This is a genomic window from Lysinibacillus sp. FSL M8-0337, assembly GCF_038593855.1.
Lineage (GTDB): Bacteria > Bacillota > Bacilli > Bacillales_A > Planococcaceae > Lysinibacillus > Lysinibacillus sphaericus_D.
The window spans coordinates 1,340,994-1,354,006 of sequence record NZ_CP151996.1 but is presented as its reverse complement, the minus strand read 5'-3'; the positions used below and the strand labels follow the sequence as shown (position 1 = coordinate 1,354,006).

At 35.5% G+C, this 13,013-nt stretch carries 18 protein-coding genes; all 18 read right to left on the bottom strand.

Going from position 1 to position 13,013, the window contains the following annotated elements:
* Positions 1-61: 61 nt before the first annotated feature.
* Positions 62-667 carry an ABC-2 transporter permease gene (locus MKY08_RS06215; RefSeq protein ID WP_025218928.1) on the bottom strand — a complete coding sequence of 202 codons (606 nt, stop codon included), beginning with the start codon at positions 665-667 and terminating at the stop codon, positions 62-64.
* Complete coding sequence (locus MKY08_RS06210) at positions 660-1,526, bottom strand: ABC transporter ATP-binding protein (RefSeq protein ID WP_069512094.1); 867 nt, start codon at positions 1,524-1,526, stop codon at positions 660-662. Before MKY08_RS06210 ends, MKY08_RS06215 begins: the two co-directional genes overlap by 8 nt.
* A 5-nt stretch (positions 1,527-1,531) precedes the next feature.
* The gene (locus MKY08_RS06205) at positions 1,532-1,903 is read right to left on the bottom strand and encodes a GntR family transcriptional regulator (RefSeq protein WP_024361465.1); all 372 of its coding nucleotides are present in this window, start codon (positions 1,901-1,903) and stop codon (positions 1,532-1,534) included.
* 1 nt (position 1,904) lies between these two features.
* Positions 1,905-2,222, bottom strand: coding sequence for a YfzA family protein (locus MKY08_RS06200; RefSeq protein WP_069512096.1), 318 nt, complete (start codon positions 2,220-2,222; stop codon positions 1,905-1,907).
* Positions 2,223-2,505: 283 nt separating this feature from the next.
* Positions 2,506-3,027 (bottom strand): hypothetical protein, encoded by a 522-nt coding sequence (locus MKY08_RS06195; RefSeq protein WP_069512098.1) that lies wholly within the window; start codon positions 3,025-3,027, stop codon positions 2,506-2,508.
* A 39-nt stretch (positions 3,028-3,066) separates the two neighbouring features.
* A complete protein-coding gene (locus MKY08_RS06190; RefSeq protein ID WP_069512100.1) occupies positions 3,067-3,507 on the bottom strand; it encodes a VOC family protein in 441 nt (146 codons plus the stop codon).
* 819 nt (positions 3,508-4,326) lie between these two features.
* The gene (locus MKY08_RS06185; RefSeq protein WP_069512102.1) at positions 4,327-5,685 is read right to left on the bottom strand and encodes a PIN-like domain-containing protein; all 1,359 of its coding nucleotides are present in this window, start codon (positions 5,683-5,685) and stop codon (positions 4,327-4,329) included.
* Between the two features lie 250 nt (positions 5,686-5,935).
* Positions 5,936-6,679 (bottom strand): N-acetylmuramoyl-L-alanine amidase, encoded by a 744-nt coding sequence (locus MKY08_RS06180; protein WP_069512104.1) that lies wholly within the window; start codon positions 6,677-6,679, stop codon positions 5,936-5,938.
* Complete coding sequence (locus MKY08_RS06175; protein ID WP_069512106.1) at positions 6,679-6,945, bottom strand: holin; 267 nt, start codon at positions 6,943-6,945, stop codon at positions 6,679-6,681. Before MKY08_RS06175 ends, MKY08_RS06180 begins: the two co-directional genes overlap by 1 nt.
* On the bottom strand, positions 6,945-7,244 hold the full coding sequence (locus tag MKY08_RS06170) for a hypothetical protein (RefSeq protein WP_069512108.1): 300 nt from the start codon (positions 7,242-7,244) through the stop codon (positions 6,945-6,947). Before MKY08_RS06170 ends, MKY08_RS06175 begins: the two co-directional genes overlap by 1 nt.
* 146 nt (positions 7,245-7,390) lie before the next feature.
* The gene (locus MKY08_RS06165; RefSeq protein WP_069512110.1) at positions 7,391-8,383 is read right to left on the bottom strand and encodes a HEPN domain-containing protein; all 993 of its coding nucleotides are present in this window, start codon (positions 8,381-8,383) and stop codon (positions 7,391-7,393) included.
* An 83-nt stretch (positions 8,384-8,466) separates the two neighbouring features.
* The gene (locus MKY08_RS06160) at positions 8,467-8,628 is read right to left on the bottom strand and encodes a hypothetical protein (protein WP_176723183.1); all 162 of its coding nucleotides are present in this window, start codon (positions 8,626-8,628) and stop codon (positions 8,467-8,469) included.
* A gap of 1 nt (position 8,629) precedes the next feature.
* Positions 8,630-8,914: a hypothetical protein gene (locus MKY08_RS06155; protein WP_069512111.1), complete on the bottom strand. Its 285-nt coding sequence runs from the start codon at positions 8,912-8,914 to the stop codon at positions 8,630-8,632.
* A gap of 11 nt (positions 8,915-8,925) precedes the next feature.
* Entirely contained in the window at positions 8,926-9,690 is a 765-nt protein-coding gene (locus tag MKY08_RS06150) for a glycine-rich domain-containing protein (RefSeq protein WP_342534823.1), read from the bottom strand.
* Entirely contained in the window at positions 9,690-10,238 is a 549-nt protein-coding gene (locus MKY08_RS06145) for a putative phage tail protein (protein ID WP_069511217.1), read from the bottom strand. The genes MKY08_RS06150 and MKY08_RS06145 overlap by 1 nt, the downstream gene beginning before the upstream one ends.
* On the bottom strand, positions 10,231-11,322 hold the full coding sequence (locus MKY08_RS06140) for a baseplate J/gp47 family protein (RefSeq protein WP_069511215.1): 1,092 nt from the start codon (positions 11,320-11,322) through the stop codon (positions 10,231-10,233). Before MKY08_RS06140 ends, MKY08_RS06145 begins: the two co-directional genes overlap by 8 nt.
* A gap of 105 nt (positions 11,323-11,427) precedes the next feature.
* Entirely contained in the window at positions 11,428-12,381 is a 954-nt protein-coding gene (locus tag MKY08_RS06135) for a major capsid protein (protein WP_069511213.1), read from the bottom strand.
* 25 nt (positions 12,382-12,406) lie between these two features.
* On the bottom strand, positions 12,407-12,985 hold the full coding sequence (locus tag MKY08_RS06130; RefSeq protein WP_069511211.1) for a phage scaffolding protein: 579 nt from the start codon (positions 12,983-12,985) through the stop codon (positions 12,407-12,409).
* Positions 12,986-13,013 lie beyond the last annotated feature (28 nt).

The following is a 13,013-nucleotide window of genomic DNA, read 5'->3' as shown; positions in this document are numbered from 1 at the left end:
AATTCCCCTTTATGTTGTATAATTTGCCGTGCTGAAATCGGTGAACGAAGCAGGACATCGATTAAAATGCTTTTCGTTGGTAAATTGCTGTAGTAATACCCCACGAAAGTAAAAATACTAGCAAAATCACCACTGTTGCAGCTATATAAATTGTTGTAATGGATAAGTGGATAATAAAATCCGTTATGGCTGTTAAATGTTCAGCTAAAAAGATAACAATAGACGGTCCTATACCTGCTAAAAGGATGAAACTAATCATAATAACCATTGTGATATAACCTGGTTTAAATATATAAAACATTGGCAAAGTAAGGGAAACAAATAATATAAATAACCCTACAGAAATTGCGATATCCGTTAGTGAAAACGTTTTATTAAAGACCATTAATGCTAAGCTTGTCACGGCAATGGATAAAATCATATAAACTAGTGCTCCAAGATAGCGTGAAGCAATAATTTCTTTACGTGTGTATGGTAAAGAATTTAATAGTATATTTGTTTCTGCTTTTTCATCGTAAGCATAAGCATTAAAAGGAATAAAAATACTAGCTACTAAAAAGATAAGAGCAGGATGCGAATCCATAAAAATAAAGAATGCTATAAAAGGAATAAACGTTAAGAGTAGCTTTTTTTGCATGATTACATCGCGCCAGATTAAATTAAACATAGCTTTCTCTCCCTTTCATGTAATACATAATATCTTCCAATGATGCTGGGTCAATGATAACGGACTCCCCGAAAATATTTTTCACTGCGCTAATATTATCCGTTAATGCTTCAAAACCTGTAGTTGCACGATGAATGTGTACAAAGGCTTGTTCTGTATCTCGATCCAGCAGATCCACTCTTCCTTTTACAATAGCATAGTTTTCTGTAACATCATGAATGGACTTATTAAACACTAATTGTCCTTTTTGTATAAAAGCTATATAATCTGCAATTCGATTTAAGTCTGTGGTAATATGCGTGGAAAAGAAAATAGTACGATTCCCATCAATCATTAACTCTTGTAAGAGATTCAACAGTTCCCGTCTAAAAATTGGATCTAAACCTGCTGTTGGCTCATCCATGAGTATTAGCTCGGCATGATGTGATAAGGCTATCGCCAACGAAGCCTTCATTTGCATTCCTTTTGAGAAAGTTTTCACTGCTTTATTCATCGGTAGTTCGAATTGTTCCACATAGTGATAAAATAATGTATCATCCCAATTTTTATAAGCCGGTGCAACAATACGCTTGATATCTTTTAAGTTGAGCCCTTCAAAAAATATATTGCCATCATATACAAACCCAATGCGTTCCTTGATTGCCTTCTCATGGGTCTTGTAGTCTAACCCAAAAACCTTCACTTCCCCTGCATCTGCCTTTAATAAATTCATCATCATCTTTATCGTTGTCGATTTCCCAGCCCCATTTGCCCCTATAAATCCTGTTACAAACCCTTGCTTTACTTGTAAATCAATATTTTTCACTGAAAAACCTTTAAAATGCTTAGTTACGTTTTTTAACTCAATTACATTTTCCACTCATCTCACTCCTCAGATAAAATATCCAATAATTGATGCAATTCATCGAGTGACAGGCCAATTTCCTTACTATTCGTTATAACGGCACTCAACTGCTCCTCAATGACTTTCTGTTTTTTCTCTCTAATTACTTCAAGATTTTGCTCTGCGACAAAAGAACCCTTTCCAACAATAGAATAGATAAAGCCTGCTTTCTCTAATTCCTCATAAGCACGTTTAGTCGTGATCACACTAATTTGTAAATCCTGTGCGAGTTTGCGCATCGAAGGTATGGCTGCACCCTCCTGTAGCTCCCCAGCTAAAATAGACGATTTCATTTGATTTGTAATTTGTTCATAAATCGGCTCCTTTGAACTATTGGAAATAATTATTTGCATGCTAATCCCTCTTCTTCCTATGTTGAAAACCTCTTTGTATAATGTCATGTACTGCTTGAATGAGAATGGCAATTACATGAACTGTTGTGACCAAATTAAAAAATGGAAAAGAATAAGGAGCAATCCATTTAGTAAAGAGCGTCAAATCGAGTATCCATCTTGCAATTCTGGCAAATAAGTTGCCACTATCGTTGATTTTTGGCTCCAGTAAAGTGCCATCAATAGCGATAAAAATCAATTGAACAATCAAAAATACACCAATGGTAAGCACCCATCGTTTTCCAAGTTGATTGTTATATACTTTATCAGTTCCTATCATCTAATCTCCTCTCTATAATTCACTTAGCATTCCAAATTCATCATAATGTATATATACTATATACACATTATATACAAAATTTAAATTTGTGCAACTTTTTCCAAAAAAATTCCCGTGGCTATTCTTTACAGTAATGACCCAACCTATCAGTAGAATTAAAAAAAGACACGCACAAAGCAGGTTATGACCCTGTCTGTTCGTACCTTTGAATTTTTCGAAGCTTATCTAAAAAAATTTTTTCAAATTTCTATTTTACTGTATCTCTTAATCTAAGCATTATACTTCATCTAAAAAAGGGTGTTATTCCTACTTCTCTTAAAACGTCATTATAGTTATTTCGAAACTCATTTGGATTAACACCTGATTCTAATAACACTTCTCTAAGTGTTATAAATAATTGCTTATCAACTGTTCTAAAAATATATTCAAAACGCTTTTCATTATCTAACCTAAGTAAATACCATACCAAACAATTGTATAAAAGTGGGAACTCTCGTTTAATAGCTACTCTATTGTCAAGAAACGATTTAATGTATTTCTCAAAATGATACACCTTATCTTTATTGAAGTCTGGATCTTTTTTTAGTTCTTTTATTGGTCTAAAGATATGGGCAGAACCTAAATACCAATTGCCTAGTCCTGCAGCAAAAACTAACAGTGAATACTTTTGTACTTCAATATCTGGATGCGAAAAATACAGGTAATAATTATCAAAATGATCATTGCTCCAATTTTTAGTTATATCCAAATCTACCTCAATTCCTTCTAAAATACACTTAGCTTTAGTAACTACAGCATTCGTCATCAAGTATTCCTCCTTTCGTGTAGCGTCATATAGCCACCATTACTTTTTGATTTCTTCAGCTAACTCCAAAATAATGCCCTCTGGACCTCGCACGTAGCAAAGCTTATAGCGTTCTTCGTATTGCTGTATCTCACTAAAGATTTCCTTACCGTTCTTTTTTAGTTTGGCAACAATCGCTTCAATATTTTCAACAGCAAATGCGATATGTCGGATTCCCAGAGTATTAGCACAGGGTTGCTGAAAATCCCCTTCAGCTAACGGCGAATAAAATTTTATTAGTTCTATCCAAGTCTGACCGTCCGGCATGCCCAATCCCACACACGCTACTTTTGCGTCAGAAAGCCCAGCTGCATATCCCATCAACTCCCCTGCCATTTCCCATTCCCCTTTCACCTCAAGTCCAAAATCGAGAAAAAACGATTTAGCAGCAGAGAGGTCATTGACAATTATCCCTATATGATCCATTCTTTTAATCTTCAATTTTTATCCCTCCTATATTCCCTTATTTTACTAGTACAATGCAACTGCTAATATCATAATATGATTTCAGCATTGCCAGTAAAAATTTTTTTATTATGTACGCATTTATGAAAAAAACAAATAAGTGTCGGAGCCTTACAGCCCCAACACTTCTTTGTTAGTACATCGTCAAATATTCATCGCGTTCCCAGTCGTGGACGCGTGTGCGGTTTCTGTCCCTATTAAATTTGAAGAATTTCTACACACCACAAACATTGATTTAACAGCATTTCTTCAACTTTATACCGCTTAATAACAGATAGTTTTATTAGTTCTTGTGGACATTTTGTGGGCAAAAATAAAAGCCCTTTGTGGGCAAATTTTTTATTAGTACTATGCATAATAATTGAATAAATATTTTCACTTAAATTCTGAAAGAGGGAAGTATTTAATTAGGTTCTAATAGAACGATTGAAGTATAAATGAATAAATAAACAGATACTCACCGATTAAATGAGTTCCTGGATATTTATTTTGATGATTTTAAATTAATTTTTCTACTTGCGATTTTAATGCCTGTTGTGAGTATGTCAATACTTCATCTTCCCTAGCTATAGTTATGGTTACATCACTAAAAATCTCATTAACCATCTCTCACTTAACAACAGGATGTATTATAAAATAGGTATCTGACCAAAATTAATCCTTTATACGATAAAATTTTTAATTACCTGACTCTGCTCATTCTAAATATTGAATATTTCAACGTAATCTTTATTCAAGCCATTTCATGTCACGATCTACTTTTATTACAATTTGTTTTGCTACTTCCGGAATACCTCAAACATCGTTCATTGAACTTTTAATTAACTCTATGTATCCTTCAGTTTCTTTTAAAAGTTTTAAGTAATCTGATAGCCCAGACCCTGCCTTATTAGGGATTAATAAAAGGTTTTGTGTAAACTTATTAGCTAAATTCACATCAAATGAGTATATAGTATCAATGTTATCCATAATTGTTTTTTTCACATTACCTTGAGCCATTTCTGAAATAAGAACAACAGGGGATATATACTCCATGGTATTCAAAATTTTACCATCTTTAATTATTTTGTTTTTAGCCTTCACTTTTTCTAATTCTTCTATTTGTTCAGGGTTTAAATATTGAGTTGATTCTTTTATAAAGTCCCAATTTTCATATTCAAATATAGAACCAGAATCTGCTGGTTTATCATTTAAAACATTTAATATAGCTTCTTTACGGATGTTATTCAATTCTTTCGATAACTCTTCAAAAGTTTCTTGATCTACCTTTACTCTATTATAGATGATAGCATCTTGAATGAATGTATCAATCCTATAAATTAGTATTTCTTCATTTGTAAGATCGTAGAATTCTTTTAGCAGATGAGGTTGAGGACGTATAATCTTATCTCTCTTTTTTACCCACCAGTCTGATTTGCTATCTTCAGTAATAAATATTATTGGTTTTTTTTCCGTTGAGTTTCTTACTCTGTCAATAATATGACACCATAATATATAGTCTCCATATTTCTGATTATACTGGTATTCTCCGAATGTACGAATACTCTCTTTTTTAGTACTGCCCTGTGCATCTTCCCAGCCTGGCGGTATTTTTTTCTTATATCTTTCTTCTGCTGTTTTTTCAATTTCTTCTAACTTTTCCTTCGGATATGGTTCGCCAGTAGATTCTTTCAATAAATTTAATAAATTTAATTGAATTTCGTCTGTAGACTTTAATGACCTAAGTTCGTAATTTTTAATTTCCTCAAGTTTATTTTGAATAGAAACTATGTCATCCATTATAGGATTAAAATTATTAAGTATTAGATATGGATGGGTTTTTTTAAATGTATCTGAAATATCTTGTATTTCTGAAGTTAAGTTATTTATTTTTTCTTTAATTTGCGATGAAAAATTATGAATACCTTGTTTTTGTAAATCAATTACATTATCACAATTGAAAAAGTATTCTAATGCAACTTGGTATGGAACATACAATCGGTTTTGTTCATTAAAACTTTTTAATATATCATATATTGTTGAATAACTACGTTTAGTAGAATAACGATAAAAATTTAACAGTACATTGGTATCTACTATAAAAATTGCCTCTTTCCAAATACATGATAGATCATTCTCATTGTATGGAGTTAAGCCTTGAAATTTACCTTTCAATGTAGTTCCTCCTGAACCTTAAATATTTTTTAGTTTATTTGTATACAAGTATATACTATTTCAAAGGAAATTTAAGCTGAAATTAAAATGTGTTTTTAGTTAGAAAGTTAATTAAAAGTGCAGCCCGACAATCATGGATATCCTTTATGTGTATGAATGTTGACGAGTTTATTGCTGTAGTACCATTCAATTAGAGATAGAGAAAAATAAAAATGCCCAGGTCCAAAATAATTGAGTCTGGGCTTTGCTATTATGCAACCACAACGTTCACAACTTTAGCAAGCTTAGCTGTCTTTATTTTATTCGTCCCATCTTGAGCAGCTACAGCACCTGTAAATGTTCCTGTTTTTACACGCCATATCTTACCATCTTGTTCAATATAAGCAACCCAACCGAATCGATGTTTTAACACATCTAATACATTTTCAGCAGCCTGTAAAGTACTATATGTGCCTGTCATAACACGGTATTTATTAGTGTCTGTAACAAGTTTTGATTGTTGTGTCCCTACTCCGCACGAAGTGACCATTTCAAGAAACTGACTCCAACTAATTCTTCCTTCACGTACATTTCTAGGACAATTTTTACCGCTAAAATAATTGTGCTGAACCACATTTGTTATAGGGATACCTTCATCTTTCATAATTTTTGCAACAAGTTCAGCCGCATTTCGGATGGCTTTTGTGTAGTCCCCGTCACTATTGACGCAAATTTCAAAATGTATCCCTTGATTATTCCCTGTTGCAGTCCCTGCAGCCCAACATTTCCAAGTATGTTCAAATGATTGCACAGCTTCTTTATCATCTATTGACCAATGCCAGCTTGCTGCTCGACTATTTCCGTTTGCTTGTAAGCGAGCGTGAGCATCAGCGTCTGCTCCTGAACGTGTATTGTCCGTCTCATGAATTACAATATATCTTTTCACATTGCCTTTACCGTTTGTGACTTTAGCTGCCTGTGCATCAGTTACTAGCTTTTTACGAATAGTTACCATTATTGCTCACCCTCTTTTTTAGCTGCCTTTAATAAATCAAACGTACCAGAAGCTGTAAGCCCTGCAATAAATCCTGCCATCAACATCATATACGCTGGATACTCTGATAACGGCCAACAAACTAAGCCAACAAAAATACCAATCACTATCGATGTGATTGGCATGTATTGTGTATTAATTTTAAATGTCTTTTTCAGTACTTCAGATACCGCTAAAACGATAACCATCATCACCATTGCAATCATAAAAATGTTTGTTAAATCCATCATTCATCACCCTTTTCAATATCTTTATTTTTAAGAGAGTGTTTTTCAATACGATCCACACGACCTTCCAGCACATTCAGCGATCGGTTCATTCCTTCGAGTGCGATTGCTGTCCTTTCTTGTGATTCATTTGACCGTTCTAAGTGTTCCATTAATTTATTTTCGCGTTCTTCTGCTCGGTTCATTAGATTATCATTTTTGCTCATTAAATAGCGAAATGCTCCAAACGCAATAATTAAACAAGCTATCGCCCATACTGCTTGGCTTGTAGCAATTTCATTTACTGCAGCTACATCCATTCCATCACCAATCCTTTGCCCTATTCAGTTAATATAAAAGCTATGAGAAGCATCGAGATTCTGTAACGTGTACTGTTGCCCGTCTCGATTGCTCTCATAGCGCATAATAAAAGCACCCTCAATCTGAGAGTGCTTAATTATTTGATTTAATTGGACAATATCATTTTCACAAATTCTTTATCAACTTCTTCGAAACTTGAAAAACCTTCTTTCCTTTTATTCGAATAATTTAGATTTAAATAATCGTTTATTATTTTTTTTAAAACTTTTCTTACTATTTCATCCAAACCAGTACTTATCTCACTTACCTTTGAAATGTCGTTATAATTGATATGTGATCCATGAACAAACTTTGATCTAAAATCATATGCCTTTTTTACACTACCAAAGAGGTTCATTTTCTCCTCAGAATTTCCACCTAATAGAGCAGCTACTCTTTCAGAAACTTTATAAGTGTTTTCACCATTCACAGCACATAATATTTCTAATATCGTAATATAGCTGGCAATTTTCGCAGGTAAAAACGATTCTCTTCTAGCAATATCTAAATATAAAAACGCTCTACTTATACTAGTAGTTTCGCTGTAAGGAAATAAACTAATATTTTCAATCTTATCTGCTTTTATTTCTCTCTTTCCACTTAGCTTAATAGCGTGAGTTACAAGTACTTGAGCCCAATATTCAGCCTCTTTGATTTCATTATAAGTAAAGGAAACATCTTTAATTTCTCCATCAGAACAACTGTAATAATCACCTGTTCTAAGAATTTGAGGAGGAATCCCCGCATCGCTAGATAATGTTGTAAAATACGGCATTACTGAGTTATCTTTAATGAACCAAAGAGATTTTGTGAAATATTTACTTTTCAAATGATGATAATGCATTTCTTGAGTTCTTATTGTTGAGTCAGAAGGACAATCCATATACTTTACTACACATCCGAAATTTTCTTTAACCTGCATTAAGTGCATAAAACCAAAATTCTCTCTATAACCAAAGCTATTTACTATTTCCTCTAAATCTTCATCACTATTATTTAATATCGTAATGAAACCTTTATCAGTTTCAGACGGAAATTGTATATTCTCTTTGTAATTTACTATTTTTAAGTGTCGCAATGTCGTTAATAAATAATCCATATAAATCCCTCTCCTTTAACTACTTCAATTCGACAAAAGGAAAGTATTTCCTTCTAATTTTGACAATAATAATTTTGCTAAGCCTATGTTTGCGTTTGCTGTGAGTCAATTTCTGTTAATAGCTGTGTGTATTCATCATCTTTCAATTGGTTATTAGCATAAAAAACATTCACTTTATTCTGCATAGCAGCCTGCTCATAACGTTTACGCTCAATTAAAAACATACATATTTCAAATACTGTCATTTTAGTTTCCTCCCAATCCTAGCTCACTACGTGATACCAGGTATTCCGTGTTTAATAATGTTTGAGCCTGCATTTCTTCAACTGTTGGCTGTGGTTCGATTGGTGTTGGCTCTGGAATGACAGGAGCCGTAAACTCACCTGTTTCTCGATTGTAATCCCAACCTTCTTGTACTTCATGTTGATCCGTAATATCAATAAAGAGTAAATCATCAGGATAAGGTGGTATTTCCACTTCTTCAAAAATCCAATAAGCTTTATTGTCTACAAATTGTGCATAACGTTGCATTTGTTTGCCTCCTACCATTCAATGATTACTAATCCTTTGCCGCCATTTCCGCCAGATTGGTTCGCGATACCACCTCCGCCGTCCGCGCCCCTTACAGAATACCAACTAGTAGATGCACCACCTCTACCAGGAAGATGGTTTTGTGATCCAGCTATATATTGCGCCCCCCAACCTCCTAAACAACTAAATCCCATTGCAGATGACGTGCCGCCTGCGCCAGCATTTACTGACTGAGAAGCACCCATAGATGGCGCGCCACTTCCGCCATTACCTACTACTATAGGATATCCGTTACCAGGCACTACGTTTGTTGCCAAGCGATAAATATAAGCACCTCCACCTCCGCCAACGGACGCGGTATTTGCACCTCCACCCCCGCCTCCGCCTCCGCCACCGAAAATGGTTAACCACACTTTTCTGACACCATCTGGGCACGTCCAACTGTAGCTTCCATTAGTATCGAAAATTGCAGTCCCAACTGTATTACCTAATTTGTCTAGTTTTGTATTTGCGTTTGCAATTTGTGCACTTATGTTGTCTACGCCTTGTTTGATTTGGTCTGACTTGCCGTTAATTTCATCAACACCTTGATTAATGCCATCAAGTTTAGTATCAATTGCAGTTAAATCTTCTTGTGACACACCACTTGCAACTTCTACAGCCAGTGTCTTTAATGCGCTATCGATTTTATCCATGTTGCCATTCTGTACATTAACGTCATAAAATTCCTCTTCATTCGGTTTTTCTAAGTTGTAATTAGGTGTGTTTGTTGACATTATTGCATCACTTCCTCTCTGATTTGTTTATGTGTAAATGCTTTTAATTGAGCATGAGTGTATTTTTTTAGTAAGGAATGTTGGTTGTATCGTAATTCGACGGATAAAATCATGTTTTGAGGTGTAATACGTTCTAGCATGATGACCACTGCATCAAACATGCCTTTCACTGTCAATTCGATTTTTACACTTAGCGTCTTAGCTGCTACATCCAGTTTCAATTCATATTTTCCCTCGCCTAATAGGCTATCAAGCAATTGTTTCAATACCCGATTTGTGTAAGGTGCTTGCTCTTGATAACGAGCTAAAATACGGAATCGACGTGTCTCGATGGAATCAGTTGCAGGAACGCTTAGTTTAAGCATTTTCTCATATCGACTAGCACCCTTCTCATCTGCTGTTACGACAAATTGATTGTTTAATGTGTTTTCGATTTCTTGCCATAACGCTTCTAATACAGGCTTTTCAGCATTTGCCATGGCAACGATTTCTTTAGTTTCATGTAGAACAGACGGTAAATAGCTGATGATGTCTACCTCTCTAACCACTTACAACACCTCGTTTCGGAATAGACTCAACATCTAGTGCGATATTGGATTGACTGCCATTTAATTGCGTATTTGCAATATCAAGCACACCTGTTACACCTAGCAATCGGTATTCAATTTGCGAGACACGAACTACTACACCAGCGTTATCTTCTTCATAACTGTTTGCCTTGGCCCATTCTTCTGCTAACTCTTTGAAATAATCATCAATCACCTTCTGTACTTGACTCTCAATATCTGTCCAAGTCCAACCTGCTTGATACGTGATATTCAGTGTAATATGAATGAGCGTTTCGCTTACGCCAAACACGGTTACTATGTGATCTATCGGAGCCGTCCCTACGCCCTCACCCTGATTTTCCAAAGGGTCAACAGCCTTTTGTACTTCATCAATTAGTGTTTGTGTTGGTTTTTCGTATTGAGAGTTAATAATGACTAACTTAACTGTCCCTCCACCATTCCATGCACGATAAACACGTACACCACCAACACCAGGTAATTGACCTACCTTTTCTTTATAGTCAGCTCGATTGCCTCCAAATGCGGTGGATTCAAAGCTATTGAAATAGCGCGTACGAAATGCTTCTGTTTCTTCTTCATCGTCTCCAGGTATCAAAACATCGGTTAATATAGCCGTTTCTAAATTGTTAATATAGTTAATCGGTATAAGTTGACCTGAAAACAAATTACCGACATTACCAGCAGTTTCACATCTCAATATGAATTGCCCCTGTGTAATCCGTTCAATAACTTCATAATTCAAATCGTCCAAACTAAAACGACTACCGATTGGAACGTCGATATTAAATACACCTTTTCGTTTTGCATAAGTAGCTTCAAGAGGCTTTAAACCACGTTCTGCAGCACGTCGAATTAAATACTCACGCGGTGAAGTATCAGCAAATACCATGTCGATAAAATTCTTCAAAGTGAATAGCATTTGAACGGTTTCAACACTATTAGCTGCGGTTGCGTTATACACTAACGACGTGACTTCACGCTTATCAAGAGAATCATCGATGCCTGCTAGTTTTCGAGCCATCAGTTCTTCAAAGGTCGTATCTAAATTAAATGGTTCGGCCATCAGTATTCCACCTCTTTCTCAAGCGTTATCTCCCAACGCACAGTTGCAGTAATACCGTTGTACGCTTTGTTTGGAGCGTAAACCTTTGCCATGAAACCCCTCCTCTTATTGCACTTTAATTTTTCGCATTACACCTGCTGCTTTTGTAGCCTTTAAAGCCACACCTGCAACCATTTCTACTTCACCTGTTTTCACTGCACCTGCAGTTTTATAGTCTGGGAGCCATGTATTGACTGGTGATTGTCCTGCCATTGAGATAGCATGGAAACCATCTAATCCTAAACGAGCTACATATAACGATGTTGTACCATCTACCTCAATATCTACAACACTCTGATTGGAGCCTGGCTTTGCACCGAAGTCCACTAATGGAATGCCGTTATAAGTCTCTACATTTTGTCCAAATTCATTTTGAGACATTTGATACATCCCAGCACGTCGAGCCGCTGCACGAATCTTAGCAATCAGTTTTAAATTACCACCAATGAAATTAGGCTTACCATCTAAGCCCATTAAGAACTCATCCAGCTCATCTAAGAATTTCGCATAGTTCGTCGTCACTAAATCAGAAGTTGATAGGTCAATAATTGCAGAAGGTTCATATTCAGTGGATGAGCCCGTCAATGCTTTTTCTAATCCATCGAAACCATTTGCTTCAACACCTGTATCACCCTTGATAACAGTGTCATTAAATAGTGCGGATGCTGCTTTAATCTTTTGTTGCATTTGTAACGTCACTTCATCCACAATGCCACCCATATTAGCGATAATACGGTCAATTTTGAAAGCACCACCGAATACAGCTAAATCTGTGGTAATACGCTCTTTCTCTACTTCACTTGAAGTGTACTCACTGTTTACTGCACGGAACGCAGCCGTTGGTTGTGTTTTCAATCGTGTATAACCATATGTGAGTGTTGCACCGCCACCAGTAGGAGAAACAACATCATCGAATGTAAGAGCATTGAACAGGAAATTTGATTTTGCGAATTCATCAATAACACCTACCTGTAAATCATCTTGTACGTTTAATTTAGCTTGTGCTAATGTTACTGCCATTTAAAAAACCACCTTTTTTTATTTATTAGTTTTTAGAGAAGTGAGATTGCACTGCATCCGATAATGAAGTTGGTGCAGTTTCATTCCCTCCCATTTCACCTTTTTCGGCTGGCTTAAAGCCTCTCCATTGTTGCTGTCTATTTGTTTCTATAGTGCTTTCGAAAAGGAATTTCGAATCCTCTCCTTCTTGTAATGCTTTAATCTGATCAGTTAGCCCCTTAACATCATCACCATCTAACTCCGCATCCTCTAAATTTAATAATGCTTTAACGGCTTTAATATTTTTGGCCTTAGCACCAAGCAATGCACGTTCTACAGCCCCATCTAACTTTAATTGTTTCACTTCTGCCTCATAATGCTCCTTAGCAGTTGTATTTTCACCTTGTAGTTTTTCAATTTGGGCTTTAAGGTCATCAGTTGCACTAGCTGACTTCTTTAATCCTTCAAGTTGTTCATCACGATCTGCTACGTCCTTTTCAAGTTGCTTTTTAGCATCGTTAACCTCATCAAAACGACTTTTAGGAATCATTGTGCCAAAACCGTCGATAATCTTTGTCGCTTGTTCCTCACTTAATCCTAAAGCCATCAGTTGTTCTTTTGTCATTGTTATAGCCTCCTAATTCGTGTTTTAC

Bases quoted from the DNA above. Each gene is read 5' to 3' on its own strand.
- MKY08_RS06215 (WP_025218928.1), bottom strand. From the start codon at position 667: ATGTTTAATTTAATCTGGCGCGATGTAATCATGCAAAAAAAGCTACTC.
- MKY08_RS06205 (WP_024361465.1), bottom strand. From the start codon at position 1,903: ATGCAAATAATTATTTCCAATAGTTCAAAGGAGCCGATTTATGAACAA.
- MKY08_RS06200 (WP_069512096.1), bottom strand. From the start codon at position 2,222: ATGATAGGAACTGATAAAGTATATAACAATCAACTTGGAAAACGATGG.
- MKY08_RS06195 (WP_069512098.1), bottom strand. From the start codon at position 3,027: ATGACGAATGCTGTAGTTACTAAAGCTAAGTGTATTTTAGAAGGAATT.
- MKY08_RS06180 (WP_069512104.1), bottom strand. From the start codon at position 6,679: ATGGTAACTATTCGTAAAAAGCTAGTAACTGATGCACAGGCAGCTAAA.
- MKY08_RS06175 (WP_069512106.1), bottom strand. From the start codon at position 6,945: ATGGATTTAACAAACATTTTTATGATTGCAATGGTGATGATGGTTATC.
- MKY08_RS06170 (WP_069512108.1), bottom strand. From the start codon at position 7,244: ATGGATGTAGCTGCAGTAAATGAAATTGCTACAAGCCAAGCAGTATGG.
- MKY08_RS06165 (WP_069512110.1), bottom strand. From the start codon at position 8,383: ATGGATTATTTATTAACGACATTGCGACACTTAAAAATAGTAAATTAC.
- MKY08_RS06160 (WP_176723183.1), bottom strand. From the start codon at position 8,628: ATGACAGTATTTGAAATATGTATGTTTTTAATTGAGCGTAAACGTTAT.
- MKY08_RS06155 (WP_069512111.1), bottom strand. From the start codon at position 8,914: ATGCAACGTTATGCACAATTTGTAGACAATAAAGCTTATTGGATTTTT.
- MKY08_RS06150 (WP_342534823.1), bottom strand. From the start codon at position 9,690: ATGTCAACAAACACACCTAATTACAACTTAGAAAAACCGAATGAAGAG.
- MKY08_RS06140 (WP_069511215.1), bottom strand. From the start codon at position 11,322: ATGGCCGAACCATTTAATTTAGATACGACCTTTGAAGAACTGATGGCT.
- MKY08_RS06135 (WP_069511213.1), bottom strand. From the start codon at position 12,381: ATGGCAGTAACATTAGCACAAGCTAAATTAAACGTACAAGATGATTTA.
- MKY08_RS06130 (WP_069511211.1), bottom strand. From the start codon at position 12,985: ATGACAAAAGAACAACTGATGGCTTTAGGATTAAGTGAGGAACAAGCG.